Origin of the sequence: Saccharibacillus sacchari (assembly GCF_037722395.1) — a bacterium.
Taxonomy (GTDB): domain Bacteria; phylum Bacillota; class Bacilli; order Paenibacillales; family Paenibacillaceae; genus Saccharibacillus; species Saccharibacillus sacchari_A.
Window position 1 is genome coordinate 46,157 of record NZ_JBBKAR010000046.1, and the last position, 15,600, is coordinate 61,756.

General features: G+C 57.4%; 11 protein-coding genes. 6 read left to right on the forward strand and 5 right to left on the reverse strand.

Annotated elements, in window-relative coordinates:
• Positions 1 to 26: 26 nt before the first annotated feature.
• The 4 genes from WKI47_RS18215 to WKI47_RS18230 form a co-directional block, all read right to left on the reverse strand.
• Positions 27 to 2,561, reverse strand: a complete 2,535-nt coding sequence (locus tag WKI47_RS18215) for an MMPL family transporter (RefSeq protein ID WP_340228600.1) — start codon at positions 2,559 to 2,561, stop codon at positions 27 to 29.
• A 14-nt stretch (positions 2,562 to 2,575) separates the two neighbouring features.
• Positions 2,576 to 3,205 carry a TetR/AcrR family transcriptional regulator gene (locus WKI47_RS18220; RefSeq protein WP_340228601.1) on the reverse strand — a complete coding sequence of 210 codons (630 nt, stop codon included), beginning with the start codon at positions 3,203 to 3,205 and terminating at the stop codon, positions 2,576 to 2,578.
• Between the two features lie 227 nt (positions 3,206 to 3,432).
• Positions 3,433 to 4,845, reverse strand: a complete 1,413-nt coding sequence (brnQ, locus tag WKI47_RS18225) for a branched-chain amino acid transport system II carrier protein (RefSeq protein ID WP_340228602.1) — start codon at positions 4,843 to 4,845, stop codon at positions 3,433 to 3,435.
• A 107-nt stretch (positions 4,846 to 4,952) separates the two neighbouring features.
• Positions 4,953 to 5,621 carry a GntR family transcriptional regulator gene (locus WKI47_RS18230; protein WP_340228603.1) on the reverse strand — a complete coding sequence of 223 codons (669 nt, stop codon included), beginning with the start codon at positions 5,619 to 5,621 and terminating at the stop codon, positions 4,953 to 4,955.
• 331 nt (positions 5,622 to 5,952) lie between these two features.
• On the opposite strand from WKI47_RS18230, the gene WKI47_RS18235 reads away from it, so the two are divergent.
• On the forward strand, positions 5,953 to 7,689 hold the full coding sequence (locus WKI47_RS18235; RefSeq protein ID WP_340228604.1) for a hypothetical protein: 1,737 nt from the start codon (positions 5,953 to 5,955) through the stop codon (positions 7,687 to 7,689).
• Positions 7,686 to 10,904 carry a DEAD/DEAH box helicase gene (locus WKI47_RS18240; protein ID WP_340228605.1) on the forward strand — a complete coding sequence of 1,073 codons (3,219 nt, stop codon included), beginning with the start codon at positions 7,686 to 7,688 and terminating at the stop codon, positions 10,902 to 10,904. Before WKI47_RS18235 ends, WKI47_RS18240 begins: the two co-directional genes overlap by 4 nt.
• Here WKI47_RS18240 and WKI47_RS18245 read toward each other — a convergent pair.
• Entirely contained in the window at positions 10,885 to 11,112 is a 228-nt protein-coding gene (locus WKI47_RS18245) for a hypothetical protein (RefSeq protein WP_340228606.1), read from the reverse strand. The two genes, WKI47_RS18240 and WKI47_RS18245, sit on opposite strands and share 20 nt — an antisense overlap.
• A gap of 361 nt (positions 11,113 to 11,473) precedes the next feature.
• Here WKI47_RS18245 and WKI47_RS18250 point away from each other — a divergent pair, with 361 nt between their 5' ends.
• From WKI47_RS18250 to WKI47_RS18265, 4 genes are all read left to right on the forward strand, one after another.
• A complete protein-coding gene (locus WKI47_RS18250; protein ID WP_340228607.1) occupies positions 11,474 to 11,914 on the forward strand; it encodes a GNAT family N-acetyltransferase in 441 nt (146 codons plus the stop codon).
• A gap of 315 nt (positions 11,915 to 12,229) precedes the next feature.
• On the forward strand, positions 12,230 to 13,273 hold the full coding sequence (locus WKI47_RS18255; RefSeq protein ID WP_340228608.1) for an ABC transporter substrate-binding protein: 1,044 nt from the start codon (positions 12,230 to 12,232) through the stop codon (positions 13,271 to 13,273).
• 13 nt (positions 13,274 to 13,286) lie between these two features.
• The gene (locus tag WKI47_RS18260; protein ID WP_425355482.1) at positions 13,287 to 14,342 is read left to right on the forward strand and encodes a FecCD family ABC transporter permease; all 1,056 of its coding nucleotides are present in this window, start codon (positions 13,287 to 13,289) and stop codon (positions 14,340 to 14,342) included.
• A gap of 56 nt (positions 14,343 to 14,398) precedes the next feature.
• Positions 14,399 to 15,385 carry a FecCD family ABC transporter permease gene (locus WKI47_RS18265; RefSeq protein WP_425355486.1) on the forward strand — a complete coding sequence of 329 codons (987 nt, stop codon included), beginning with the start codon at positions 14,399 to 14,401 and terminating at the stop codon, positions 15,383 to 15,385.
• The last annotated feature ends 215 nt before the right edge of the window (positions 15,386 to 15,600 follow it).

Genomic DNA, 15,600 nt, shown 5'->3' on the forward strand with positions numbered 1-15,600 from the left:
GATTATTTTACATGAATGAACAACAATTAACGCCCTTTCGCAGCTTCGGCCGCTTCCTGCGCCTTCAACTCTTCGATCAATTTATCTCCTTCGACGTCCAGGTTCGGCAAGATGCGATCCAGCCATTTCGGCAGCGCCCAGGCTTTGTCGCCGAACAGCGACATAACGGCCGGTACGAGCGTCATGCGGATAACGAACGCGTCGATCAGGATGCCGATCGCCAACGCGAAACCGATCTGTTTGATCATGATGTCATGCGTGAAGATGAAGCCCGCGAACACGGCGACCATGATGACCGCGGCCGCCAACACGACGCGGCTGGCCTGGCCGTAACCGTGGATCACGCTGTCGTTGCCGCGATGCCCGTGCACATACGATTCGCGCATGGACGAAACGAGGAACACTTGATAGTCCATCGCCAGGCCGTACAGAATACCCGTAACCATGATCGGCATGAAGCTCAAGATCGGCCCCGCCGTATCGAACGCGAACAGGTCATGCAGCCAGCCCCATTGGAACACGGCCGTCGTCAGGCCGAACGTCGCCAGAATACTGAGCAGGAAGCCGACCGTCGCTTTGATCGGCACAACGATCGAGCGGAACACGAGCAGCAGGATGATCAGCGACAGCACCACGATGATGCCGACGTAGATCGGGAATACCTCCGCCAGTTTCGCCGACATGTCGATGTTGACCGCCGTCATGCCGGTAACGCCCAGCGTGACGCCGTTGTCGGCGGACAAAGCGGCATTTTCGTCGCGCAGCGTCGTCACCAAGTCTTTGGTCGCTTCATCGTTCGGACCCGTTTTCGGAATCACGCTGAACAAGGCCAACTTGCCGTTTTCGCTGATCCCCAGAGGCGATACGACAGAGACGTTATCGACTTGCTGGATGCCCTGCGTGAGCGCCCCCAGCGTTTGCGGCGTCACGTCTTCGCCGTTTGGCGATTCGGCAACGATTAGCAGCGTACCGTTGAAGCCTTCGCCGAAGCTTTTCGAGATGGCATCATAACTTTGACGCTTGGAGGTATCCAAATCGGCCGAAGCCGCCGACGGGATCGCCAGATCCATTTTCAAAGCCGGAATTGCCGCTACGCCAAGAATCACGACGATCAGCAGGATCACTGGCCACCGGAACTTGATCACGCCGTGAATCCAGCGCGCTTTCGCTTGCTTTTGCGCACGGGAAGCCTGGTTTGCCGCTTCTTTGTCACGTGCTTTGCGGGAGCAGATACGCTCGCCGATCAGGCCGAGCAACGCCGGCAGCAGCGTGAGCGCGATCAGCACGTTAAGCAGCACCGTCACCGAAGCGACCAACGCCATCGTGCTGAGGAACGTGATACCGATGACAAGCAGACCGCAAAGCGCGATAATCACGGTCAGACCCGCGAAGAACACGGCGCTGCCTGCGGTACCGATGGAACGGCTGGCCGCTTCTTTCGCGCTCAGTCCCTGATCGAAGATCAGGCGGCGCTGGCGGTTGATGATAAACAGCGCGTAGTCGATCCCGACCGCAAGACCAACCATCAATGCCAATACCGGCGTGATCGAACTCATGCTCAGGTAGGTCGAGAGCGCATACGCGCCACCCACCCCGATGCCAACGCCGAACAGCGCGACGACCAGAGGCAGACCTGCGCTGACGACGGAGCCGAGCGTCATGATCAGGACGATCACGGCGACGACCAGGCCGTACACTTCGTTCGTGCCGATCGGAATATCGAGCGGCAACAGCGATTCGCTTGGCAAAGCTTGAATGCCCGTTTGATTCGCGACGTCTTCAACCGTGCTGACGACGGATTCTTTGACTTCATCCGAGATTGCCGATTGCTGTACCGTAAATTGGAATTGGAACAACGCCGCGCTGCCGTCGTTCGCGATGGTCACGCCGATCACCGGCGCGCCGTCCACGACGAGCTGCGTGTACGGCGGCAACTCCATCGAACCTGCCGCCGCGCCCTGCTGGGCAGCAGCGTCCGCTCCTGCGGTTGGATCGGTTCCGGCTGCGCCTTCCTGCGCCGCGCCGGCTCCTTGCTGGGCATCGGCATCGGTTCCCGCCGCGCCCGGCTCGGCCATTCCCGCGCCCTGCTGGGCATCGGCGTCGGTTCCGGCCGCACCTTCTGCGCCCTGCTGCGCCGCGCCTTCGGCGCCTTGAGCCGCTCCAGCCGACGTATCGCCCGCGCCTGCTGCGCCTTGCGCCGCTTGAGCCTGCGCCATCGCTTGCGCGGCCAATTCGGGCGCGTTCAACACCTGATCCAGTCCGTACACTTCGTTGACGGCTTCCTGAATCGCCGCGAGGCGTTCAGGCGTATTCAGACTTTCGCCTTCGGGGGCGACGAACACGACGCTGCCTTGCCCGCCCGAAGCTTCCGGTTGAACTTCCGCCAACTGGTCGAGCACCTTTTGCGACTCCGTGCCTTCCAGCTTCATTTCCGAGCTGACGCTGACTCCGTTGATGCCAAGCATCGAGATCACGATCGCCAGAACGACAACCCATCCCCCGATAAACAACCAGGGCTTGCTATAAGCCGTTTTGCCTAATCTGTACAAAAATTTGGACACTTATTTTTCTCTCCTCAAAATCCGTTTTTCAAATAGCCGAACGTCATTTCCAAAAACGCGTCGAACGTGATCGCGTCGGCTTCTTCGCGCGATTCTTCGCCCGGCAGCCGCACTTTGATCTCGCCTTCGAGGATCGACAGCACCGCGCCGAATACCGCTCCGGCCAGCAGATGCGGATACCCTTGCGGATAACGCTCCCCGCAGACCCGTTTCAATTCGATATGGGCCGCGTCCTGAAGACGGTGCAGCACGTTGAGCACGTAAGGCTCCAGCGTCGGATACGACTTGGACAACGTGACCAGCTCGCGCAGTTTGCGCAGCAGGTTGGCCGTGAAATTCATGCGCAGCCAATGTTGAAGCGCTTCGACCGGCGAGCTTTCCGGAATCGAATCGACTTCTTTCAACACGTTTTCGCGCTGCTCCTCTCCGTTTACGCTGCTCAAAGAAACGACCGCCATCGCCACCGCTTCTTCTTTGCAGGAAAAATGGTTGGCGAACGTTCTTCTCGAATAATGCGCGCGCTGCACCACATCCTCGATCGTGAAGCCGTCTAGCCCTTTTTCCAAAGCCAATTCGAACGACGTGCGGGCGAGCACATGCCACGTTTCTTCTTTTTTCATATCCCGCAAGCTTTGTTTGTTCATGCTCCGCTCCTTTCCCCGCTGACGTTTTTCATTCTTTTGCTGAAACTTTGATTCGAACTTCTGAAAATGACTATATCATTTCATTGCCCATTGTGCAACGTTTCCCATTGGGAATAGATCAAATTTGAAATTTCGATCGCCGAACACAACAAAAAAAACCGGAAGCCCGACAAAAGCCGGTTCCGGTTTTGAAAAGTTTTGTCCGATATTCGCGCAACGGATGCCGATCAATCTCCTGCGGAAGTGCCTTTGTCCGAGTTGACGCGCGTCGCCGGTTTCGAAGATTGTTCCGATGAACCTTCGCGCGCCGTCAATCTTTCCGGCTTGCCGGTAAATCTGGCGACGAGCAATCCGCCGATGCCTCCGACAATCGCGGGCAGCAGCCATCCCAGGCCTACGCCGTACAGCGGCAAAATTTCGGCAAACAGACGCTCGACCGAAGTCAATTCAATGCCCGCCGCTTTGATCCCGTCGAACAAACTGACCAGGAACGTCAGCAGCATCACGCCTTGATACACTTCTTTCCGGCCTTTGAACAGCGGGTGCAGGAAAGTCAGAATCACCAGCGCGATCACCAGCGGATACAGCATCATCAGCACCGGCACGGATACTTTGATCAGTCCGTTCAGACCGATATTCGCCACGAGCGCGCTGAAGACCGCCAAAGCGATCGCGATCTTTTTATAAGACAGCTTGGGGAAAAGTCCGTGGAAAAACGCCGAGCAGGACGTGATCAAGCCCACGCAGGTCGTCATGCAGGCTACCGTGATCATCAGGCCGAGCAAAACGGAGCCGTAAGCGCCGAAGTAATGCGACGATACCGCGGCCAGCACGTCGGCGCCGTTGCCGAGCACGCCCAGCTTGCCGACGCTCGACGCGCCCATGTAGGCCAGCGACGTATAGATGAAGGCGAGCAGAACGGCCGCGATCAGGATAGCTTTGGCGCAAGCGCTCATCAGCGCTCCGCGTCCTTCTACGCCGCGGTCCTTCAAAGCGCCGACGATGATGATCCCGAAAATGACCGCAGCGAGTGCGTCCAGCGTGAGATACCCTTCCTGGAAACCTTTGAAAAAGGCATTCGCCGCGTAGCTCGCATCCGGGGCTTCGAACTTGGCGATCGGGTAGATCAGCGCGGCAGCCACGAGCACCCCGATAAAGGTCAGCTTAAGCGGAGTAAGCACCCGGCCCACGACGTCGATGATCCGCGTCGGATTCAGCGACAGCAGGCACGCGAGGCCAAAAAAGATAACCGTGAAGATTGCCAAAGCCAGATGGTGCGAGTCGGCGGCGGGCAGCAGCGGCTTCACGCCGATCTCGAACGAGACGCTGCCCGTTCTCGGCATGGCGAAAAATGGACCGATCGCCAAGTACAATACGATGGTGAAAATAAGTCCGAACGTCGGGTTTACCCGATTGGAGATGCCCCGTAGATCGCGCTCGCCCGAGAACACGAACGAAGCGACGGCGATCAACGGCAGACCGACTCCCGTTACCAGGAAGCCCGCGTTAGCGGACCAAACATTCGATCCGGCCATCTGGCCGAGCATCGGCGGGAAGATCAGATTGCCTGCTCCGAAAAACAGAGCGAACAACATGGCCCCGAGTATGATGACAAACGACAAAGGCGCTTTTTTCGACATAATGATAGATCCTCCAGTTGTAACACCTGATGCGAAGCCGAGTGAGTACCTTGTCAAAGTCAAAGTGCCCATGCGGTCAACCTCTCAGTGAAACGGTAAATGATTTATTAAAGTCTCGATATGGATTTGGCATGGTAAATATCAACCGCACGCAGCCAATTTCGACGGGAAATCAATCTGGCTTCCTCACGATCGCCTCGTTCAAAAGCCTGAAGCAGCAGTTCGTGATCCTCGATCGAATCCTGCGTCAGAATGATCGAGTTGTGGAAAAACAAACGGCGGACATGCGCCTGGAACATGGAGATCGTATTGGAAATGTACGAATTCTCCGTCAGCTCGACAATCGCCCCGTGGAATTCTTCGTCAAGCTTCAGCGCATAGGCGGTATCGCCTTTGCCCAGCGCTTCGCCAAACTCCGCATTGAGCCGGCGCAGCTCTTCGATCTGCTCGGGCGCAATCGTCGTGGCTACAAGCTCGGAAGCCAACGATTGCAGCGCGGCAAGCGGCGGCAAAATCTTCGTGATATCCTCGCCATCCACTTCGGTCACTTGCGTGGATACGCCCGGGTTCATCTCGACGAAGCCTTCTGCGTTCAAAAGCTGAAGCGCTTCGCGTACAGGCGTACGACTCACTCCAAGCGCGCCCGCAAGCTCCGCGTCGTTCAATTTTTCGCCCGGCCTCAGCGTTCCGTCGATGATCCATTCCTGCAATTGCTGGAAGGCGCGCTGTTTCGCCGAGAGTCGGTTGGGTGTAGAAAATCCTGCTGGAATCGGCATAACGGCCTCCTTCATAGCTAACATTGTCATGACAAGATTCGTTCATTATAGACCTTCAAAAACCTTCATGCAATATATTGCATACGTTTTTTGTGAATTTTTTTATCCACCGTGGGCGTACACAAAGATTAGAATCGTTTTCGGGAGCCTGGATGCTGCGTCTTCCGTATAAAGAAATGTCCGCGGTACAGCGCTTATTTTCCGGAGAGTCTTTTTTGCTTGCAAAGAAACGCGTGCACACACCGGGTACAGACGTTCGCTTACCCGTGTTATAATAGGCGGACATTGCAATCACTGCCCTTACGGGAGAGGAACGGGAGACGATAACGGCATGGACGGAAATATAGCATTCACCGACGAACAATGGAATACACTCGTGCAGGGAGTCGCGGAAGCTTATGACGACCTGACGTTAAAAAGAGGCTTTATGCTGGAGCGGATCGGCGGCGTTCAGCAGTTGGCCTTATCCGAAGAGCGACGTCTCGAAGCCGAAATCAAAGAAAGCGACGGGATTCGCCGGGTCGAGCTTGCTTTGGATTTTCCCGCCGGAGGAAGCTGCGACTGCACGGACCGGAAGCCTTGCCGCCACCAAGCCGCCGCTCTCATGAAACTGGCCAGGCTGCACGGGCGTCCGGTCTCGGCGCTGGCAAACGCTGCGGCCGCCTCTTCCGCAAAAGCGGCTCAAGTCCCGGAAGACGGATCTTCGGGGACGGGCAAAGGAAACCGCGAACAGACGGATACGGGAAAGCAGCCGAGTCGGGCTATGGGTGCTGCGAACGGCCGGACCGCCCATGCGGAAGATCGGAACGACCGGATGACAAGCGCGTCAGACGTCACCGAGGAAGAACAAGCCCGGGAAGCCAGCATCGAACAAGCTTCCCTGCTCGCTTCTTCCGGCATCTCGGCTTGGCACCGTCGCTTCGAACAAGCCGCTGCCGCTTTGGCTGGACGAACCCGCAATCCCAAGTTCGCCGAGCTGACGTTGGCCGGGATTTTCGAGCATATGCCTCCTTTCAGACCGGGCATCGAGCAGTTGTATCGCTTGAACGCGCATCTGTTCGTTTTGAAAACGATGATGTCTTCTTCGACCGGATATTATGCGCATCTGGCCGTATCCGACACGTCCGCCGCGATGCAAGCCTGTCTGGCTGCGCCGCTGGCTGATCGCGAAGATGCCCAGGTGAATGAACGTTTGAACGAGACGATCCGGCTGGCTCGGCGGCAGATGCTGACCGAAGACCGCGAGCAGAGCGCTTTTTCGCAAGCCTATTATTCGCTGCTTCGCGCTTGGGCCGCTCCCCTGCAAGCCACAAGCCCGGCCGAACGCGACGATGTCTACGAGTCCGAGCTTCAATATCTGATGGACGAAGAGCGCGAACTCGGACGTTCTTTGAATCGGCAAGCCTGGCTCGGAGCCAACGCCTGGAGCCGGTTCTGCTTGAAACAGGACGACAAAGCCAAGATCCTGCTGAACGAAGCCGCGGACAAGCCCTATTTTTCTCTCAAAAAGCTGCCCGACTTCCTTGTTCCGCTCGAAGAAAGCCAAGAATGGGATCGGTTGATCGGCTGGTTGGAAACTTTCGGTCCCCTGTTGGAGCGCGCGCGTGCCGGTCTGGCCGATTACGGCCGGCTATGGGATAAGATGCTGATACAGCGGCCGGAGGCCGAAGCGATCATGTGGAAAACGCTTGGCGGAATGCTCCCGTATGCGTCGGACTTTTACGAAGCCAAGTTATTGGAGCACGAACGCTGGGACGATTGGATGGATGTCCAACTGTCGACGGGCGCCGAGCCTGCCAACTTCAAAGTGACGGACCTCGCCCCGATCGAAAAAAACGCGCCCGAGCAATTGCTGCCTTTTTACCACCAGGCGGTCGAACGGTTCGTGGAGCAGCGCAACCGCGACGGCTACAAACGGGCGGCAAAGCTGCTCAAGCGATTGGAGAAATTGTATAAAAAACTGAAGCGCGAAGAGCGGTGGGACGTTTTTATGGCTTCTTTTAACGCCCGTTACGGACGGCTTCGCGCGCTTCAGGAAGAACTGAAGAAAGGAAAGCTGATGCTATGAACGCAGTGATGGAGACGGTTACGGTGCATGCCGTGCTTAGCGAGTACGGCGATGCCCTGATCTATGGAACCAAGCCGACGTACGGAGCGGTACCGGGGTTGTATTTCAAGCAATTGTTGTTCGCGCGGCACGCAGAGTCGTTTTATGGGACAGACTTGGAGATTCAAAACAGCGGCGATATGGAACTTGTGCTGCTGCCTGCGGAAATGGTGCTGTCGTTTTTCGCGGACCGACCGTTGTTAAAATCGATCGACTGGAGCTTCGACGGAGACGCGGAGCTGCTGGCGCGCCATGCCCCGGCACTCGCGGCAAGCATCGCCAAGCGCGCGTTCAAACCGGATTTCGGCGCTTACCGCTCGGGCAAGCTGCAATGGAAATGGGACCGGCATGCGCTGAAAGAACGGCAATATGCTTCGGTGCTGGCGGCGCTGGACCGGGGAAAGCTTCAGGCGGCGAACGCGGAAGCCGAAGCGCAGGATGCGCGGAAAAAGCAAAGCAACGAAGAAGCGTACGAGGAAGCGATGTTCGGCGGGCGGGATGAAGACGAGGTTACGGCCGAAGAAACGTTCCTCGCCGGGCTGCGCGCCGCGTATTCGGCAGCCGTATTCCAGCGCCGCTACGGCACGGAACATGCGGCACTGGACCTGCGGCGCGAACATCCGCGATTGTTCGACCGCGGCGCGTCCGCGGCCGGACTGGACGAAGACGCCTGGCTGGTCGCGGTCGGCTGGAGGGAGGACTCCATGCCTTTCCGTCCGGTCGTCCGCTTTCTGGAGCCGGACGAAGACAGCGCCGATTGGCGGTTGGAACTGGCTTTGCAAGATAAAAAAGACGAGACGTCGCTGTCGCCGATCACGCTCTCGGACACGGGAATCGCGGCCGGCAAATGGCCGGACGCCTGGGACAAGCATGTGCGCGAACGCAGCGCGGAATGGCTCAAAAGCCTGCGGACCGGGCTGCCGACTTCCCGCGTGGAGCCGGGCACGGACATCCTGGGACGCGGCATGAGCGGACCTGCCGCTTGGCAGTTCCTGACGAAAGACAGCCCGAGGCTGCTGGATAACGGCTGGCGGGTACTGCTTCCGGCCTGGTGGCAGGCCGCCAGCAAAAAGAAACCCAAGCTCAAAGCGCGGGTCAACGAAGAAGAAGGCGACGGCAAAAAAGGCGGCAAATCCGTTTTTGGCCTCGATTCCGTGCTCAACTTCGATTGGCGGATCGCGATCGGCGACGCCGAGTTCAGCGAGGAAGAATATATGGAGCTTGCCGCACGCAACGAGCGGCTGGTGCAGTTCCGCGGCGAATGGGTCGCGCTCGATCCGGCGCTGCTGACGCAGATCAGCCGGGCGATGAACGGATTGGACAAGCGCAGCGGCTTGTCGTTCCAGGATATCATTCAGCTTCAATTGCTGAAAAAAGAAGAACAGGAAGGCGAAGACGAAGATCATGCCAAAGCGGAACTTCAGGCCCGGCTGGAGATCGAAGTCCAGCTCAGCGGCCATCTCTCCGCACTGATCGACCAGCTCGGCCAAAAAGAAGCCTGGCCGGAAGTCGAGATCCCGCGCGGCCTGCGCGCCGAGCTGCGCAATTACCAGCGCGAAGGCTTCGGCTGGCTGGCGTTCCTGCGCCGCCTGGGGCTGGGCGCCTGCCTGGCCGACGATATGGGCCTCGGCAAAACCGTGCAGCTCATCTCGTATCTGCTGCACGTCAAAGAAAGCCGCGCCGAAGCTTTCGCGGCCGGGCAGCCGCTGCGCGGCGGCGATCCCGGCCGCTATGCTTCCGGCGGCGCTCGCGGCGCCAGCGCTAGCGCCGCGGCGAATGCTGCCGCGCCGGGCGGCCCATCCGCCGCTCCCGCATGGCTGCCCAAGGACGACGGCATCATCCGCCTTGGTTCCTATCCGCTGGAAGCTTCCTTGATCATCTGCCCGACTTCGTTGCTCGGCAACTGGCAGAAGGAAATCGCGCGCTTCGCGCCCGACCTGCGCGTCATGCTGCACTACGGCGGCAACCGGCGAACCGGCGAAGCGTTCGCCGCCGCGGCCTCGGACGCCGACGTCGTACTGACGTCCTACGCCACGTCGGCGCTCGACCAAGACCTGCTGCGCGGCTTCGACTGGCTGACCATCTGCCTCGACGAAGCCCAAACGATCAAGAACGCGCAGACCAAACAGTCCACCGCGATCCGCAGCTTCCGCGCGCTGCACAAGATCGCGCTGACCGGCACGCCGATCGAGAACCGCTTGGCCGAGCTATGGTCGATCTACGACTTTATGGTCCCCGGCTATCTCGGCGGACCGAAATCGTTCCAGGAACGCTTCGCGAACCCGATCGAAAAAGAACAAAGCGAAGACAAAATCGTCGAGCTGCAAAAACTGGTCAAGCCGTTCATGCTGCGCCGCAAAAAGAAAGACCCGAATATCCAGCTCGACCTGCCGGAAAAAAACGAGATGAAAACGTATATCCACCTCACGCCGGAACAAAGCGTGCTCTACGAGCAGGTCGTCAAGCAATTGCTCAAAGAAATGCCGCAGCTTGAAGGCATGAAGCGCAAAGGCGCGATCCTGTCGGCGCTCACGCAGCTCAAGCGCCTGTGCGACCATCCGGCGCTGACCGCCGGAGCCGACGGCGCGGCCGATCCGGACGATACGCCGGATCTCGATACGCTGATCGAGCAGTCGGCCAAGCTGTCGCGGCTCGTCGCGATGGTCAAAGAGCTGCGCGCCGAAGGCGAGCGCTGCCTGATCTTCACCCAGTACATCGGCATGGGCGAAATGATGCAGCGCGTGCTGGGCGAAGAACTCGGCGAGAACGTGCTGTACCTCAACGGCAGCACGCCGCGCACTGTGCGCGAGCGCATGATCGAGCAGTTCCAGGCGAAAGAACAGCCTGCGGGCGAGACGACCGCTGTGTTCATCCTGTCGCTCAAAGCGGGCGGCGTCGGCCTTAACCTGACGGCGGCCAACCATGTTTTCCACGTGGACCGCTGGTGGAACCCGGCCGTCGAGAACCAGGCGACCGACCGGGCGTACCGGATGGGCCAGACCAAAGACGTCCAGGTGCACAAATTCATTTCGATCGGCACGCTGGAAGAGCGGATCGACGATATGCTGGAAAGCAAACAGCAGCTCAGCGACAGCGTGATCGCCGGCTCGGAAGGCTGGATCACCGAGCTGTCGGATACCGCGCTGCGCGACCTGTTTACGCTGAGACAAGGCTGATCAGGCCGAACGGACGCGGCGGGCACGTTTCTTTATCGGACGCGCCAGCCGCGCCGCCCTTTTCTCCGTCGCTGTCGTCGCTGTCGTCGCTGTCGTCGCTGTCGTCGCTGTCGTCGCTGTCGTCGCTGTCGTCGCTGTCCGCAAATGTTGACGTTTCGAACACATTTTTGCAATAAAAAGATCGTTTCGAGTAAAATGTGTGCATCACGTCAACATTTTCGCTCTCAATCCGCCTAAACAACCGATTTCACTCAAAAATATGCACATTTAGTCAGCATTTTTTCAAAATCGGCAAAAATCATGTTAAAATCTGCGCATATCGTCAACATTCCCTGCGACGTGAGCCAAATCGGCTGGACCCCTTAATTATGGAGACTTGCGCATCCGTACTCGCTGTTGCTTGCGGCAAATAAAAATAAAAGCCCAACACATCATACCCGGAATGCGCATCGTACACCGATAGCTTTCCGCACATCCGTTTCCGCAGAAGGCACACGATCACAAGAGCGTACGCTCCGTTCTGCTACGCTGTTCACCCTAAAATCAGTACGCCCGCGAAGGAGACCTACATGAACGATCACGAACAACGCTCCAAACTGACTCTTGCCCACGAAATCCCGCAGCCGGAGGAGTATATCGAACTCCGCGTCGTGGCAGGCATGAGTCCCCGCACGCTCGAAGCCGCACGCACGGGTCTGCCAAACTCGCTGTTCTCCGTAACCTTACGCGAAGAAGGCAAGCTCGTCGGCATGGGACGCGTGCTCGGCGACGGCGGATGCGCCTACCTCATCTCCGATATCGTTGTGCATCCTTCCATGCAGCGGCGCGGTCTCGGCAAACAAATCATGGCCGAGATCGAAAAATACCTGGACGCCAACGTCCCTCCTCGCTCATTCGTCAGCCTGATCGCCGACACGCCTGCGGACGCGCTGTATCGACACTTCGGCTTTGTCGACACGGCTCCGGCTTCGATCGGCATGTACCGCCCGAGCCTTCCGCGCGAGTCCTAGCCTTTTTGCGCAAACGGTCGTCCCGCTCCCGCTTTCGAGACTTTCGAGAGCGGGATTTTTGTATGGGTTTCCGCGACAAACGTCCTTTTCCTCCCTGAATATCCGCTTCAAAATCCCGCACGCCCTATGCCGCTTCAATGAGTGATTTTCCGCTTCCGCCCAAAGTCCCGTTATTCCGAAAATGTGACCGGAGCGGTTGACAAATTCCGGATGGAATTCTAAAATCCTTTTTATGATAATGATTATCATTATCTTTTACGACAAGCCGGTACGCTTCCCGCGACCGGACTTATACATACCGAGGGGGAAAAGGAATTGAACAGAAATAAACTTTTGGGCCGCGCTCTGCCTATGTTGGCGCTGGTTATGGTGTTGTTGCTGCTCGCAGGCTGCGGCAACGGCAGCTCGACGGCTTCGCAAACTCAAGAAACAACCCAGGAAACCGCTGCGGCGGCAGGCTCGACCGAACCGGCAGCCCAAACAGACGAAGCAGCAACCGATACGACAGCAGCCGAACAATCCGGAACCCGCATCGTCAAAACAGAGATGGGCGATGTGGAAATTCCCGCCAACCCGCAGCGCGTCATCGTCAACTGGTACGTGATCGAACCGTTGATGCTCGGCGTCGAGCCGGTCGCGATCAGCGGCTGGGCGCAGGAAACGATGCCTTATTATGACCAGCTCTCGAAGATTCCGGTTATTGATAAATGGGAACAGGAAGACCTGCTCGCTTACGATCCCGACCTGATCATTACATACGACCCGCAGGATTACGAGAAATTCTCCAAAATCGCACCGGTTCTCGTGTATGGCGAAGGCAGTGCAGACGGGAAAACCGCTCTCGACCGGCTCGAATTCTTCGGCGAAGCACTCGGCCGCGAAACCGAAGCCCAAACGGCGATCGACACGTTCAACGACAAGCTGGCCGATGCCAAAGAAAAGCTGGGATCGGGTGCTTTTGAAGGCAAAACGTTCAGCATCCTGGAAGACTGGGGACGCGAATCGTACGGCATTTATTACGAAAGCGGGTCGCGCGGCGGCACGCTGCTGTATGACTATCTCGGCCTGAGCAAACCGGAGAAGCTGGAGAAACTGATCGAGGAATCCGGCGAAGGCCGCGGCTCCCTGTCGTATGAAGTCGCTTCGCAATACTTCGGCGATTACGTGCTGTGGTTCCTTCAGGAAGACTATGATTCCGAATATGCCAAATCCGATATCTGGAAAAGCATTCCGGCCGTGCAAAACGGTCACGTTATCGAAATTCCGGCGAACTACCTCGGCTTGTTCTACTATGACGACGTAGCCAGCATGACGGGCCAACTCGATTACATCGTCGGCCGCTTGCTGGAAGTCGAATAACGGACGTTGCGATATGGAAAAAAGCCATTCGGCGGTATTCTCGGATAACGCTCCGACCTCGAATGAACGCGGAAGCGCCGTTCGTTTTACGATTGTGATGACCGTCGGTCTTGCGCTGCTGCTACTCGCTTTTGCGGCTTCGATCTCGTTCGGAGCCGCGGATATGAGCCTAAGCCTGGCATGGGGCTCGATCTTTCATTTTAACCCTGCGCTCGAAGAACATCAGATTATCCGCACCTTCCGGCTGCCCCGGACCGTAGCTGACCTTATGGTCGGCTGCGGTTTGGCTGTTTGCGGGGCCGTTATGCAAGGCACGACGCGAAATCCGTTGGCCGATTCGGGACTGCTCGGCATCAGCGCCGGATCAACGTTCGCGATTGCTCTTTGCATGTCTTTTTTGCCGCAGCGTACCTATACGGAGACGATTCTGTACTCTTGCCTGGGCGCCGCGCTCGCAACCGGATTGACGTATTATCTGGCTGCGATCGGTAAAAGGGGCATGACTCCGCAAAAGCTGGTCTTGGCGGGAATCTCGATCTCGATGCTGTTCAGTTCATTCAGCACCTATCTGGCGATTCGCTTCAATATTGGTCAAAGTCTGGACTTTTGGACCGCCGGAGGCACCGCTACCGTCACCTGGCAACAGCTCGCCTATACGGCGCCGCTGTTTCTGGTCGGACTGCTCTGGTCGATCGCCATCTCACCGTCAATCACCATCCTTAGCTTTGGCGAAGAGTTGGCGGGCGGACTTGGTCTGAATGCGGGACGTGTCATAGGCTCGGCTACGGTCGTCGTGCTGGTGTTGACCGGGCTGGCTACCGTCATTGTCGGACCGATCAGCTTCGTCGGGCTTGTCGTGCCGCATATCGTTCGTTATCTGGTCGGGGTCGATTATCGGTTTATCATTCCGGCATCAATGATGTACGGAGGCATCTTCCTGGTCGCGGCCGATCTGCTCGGACGTATGATCAATCGGCCCTACGAGACGCCGCTTGGCATTATTTTCGCCTTGGTCGGCGTGCCGTATTTTCTCTATCTCGTACGCAAGCAGAGGAGGGAGTTCGCATGATCCGAATCCTTCGCAAGCATCCTTTTGCCGGAGCCAAAGTGTCGTCCGGTGTGATTATGGCCGGTATTTTGTCCATGCTCGTGATCTTGATTGCACTGCTCAGCATGAATGTCGGCAAAATGAACGTCTCGCCTATCGAAGTGCTTCAAGTTCTTGCAGGCCAGGGCACGGATAAGCAAAAGCTCGTCGTGTTCGACTTCCGGCTGCCGCGGATCGTGCTGGCGATTCTGGTCGGTTTCGGCATGGCACTGTCGGGCTGCATTATGCAGAGCTTGCTTCGAAACGACCTGGCAAGTCCGGGCACGCTCGGAATCAGCTCCGGCTCCGGTCTGTTCGTGCTTGCTTATATTTCGATCTTTGCCGCGCAGGGACTTGTTCCGATGTCGTCGCTCCCTTTGCTGCTTCCGGCGCTGGCATTCGTAGGCGGGCTGACGGCGGCAGGGATCATCTTCTTGCTCGCTTATCGCAAAGGCCGGGAAATCTCGCCGACCGCTCTGATTTTGACGGGCGTCGCGGTCGGCAGCGGATACGGCGCGCTGTCGCTGCTGATGACGCTGCGGCTCGATTCGAAGCAGTATGATTTTGCGCTGCGTTGGCAGGCGGGCAGTCTATGGGGAGCGGATTGGAAATATCTCGCGATCCTGCTGCCCTGGACGCTGCTGATTGGGCTTTATGTGCTGTATAAGGCTCGGACGTTAAACGTACTGAACCTGAACACCCAGACCGCGCATGGTTTGGGATTGCCTTACAGACGGGAATTCATCGGGCTTGCACTCGCAGCCGTAGCCTTGTCGGCGGGCAGCGTAGCGCTCGGCGGCAATTTTTTCTTCGTCGGAATGATTGCTCCGCATATCGCCAAGCGCCTGGTCGGTCCCAATCATAAGGTACTGCTGCCCGTATCGGGCCTTGTCGGCGCACTGATCATTTTGGCTGCCGATACGTTTACCCGAACGGTCAGTCTGGGCGCGGATATTCCGACAGGCGTGGTGATTACGATCGCGGTCACGCCGTATTTCCTGTATTTGTTGGCGAAAAGCAAATGAAGATCAGGCACTGAGACTCAAAGTAAAAAAAGACGACTCAGCAGAAATACTTGATCTGCTGAGTCGTCTTTTTAAGACTATAAATAAATCTGAATCCTTCTTCAGAATCACAATGTCGCAAATTATTTAATTTAATCTTCTTGGCACAGAAGATATATTTTGAAATGCTAAAATTAATAAAAAAAGAACCCGCTTTTTTGAGCGGATTCTCTTTG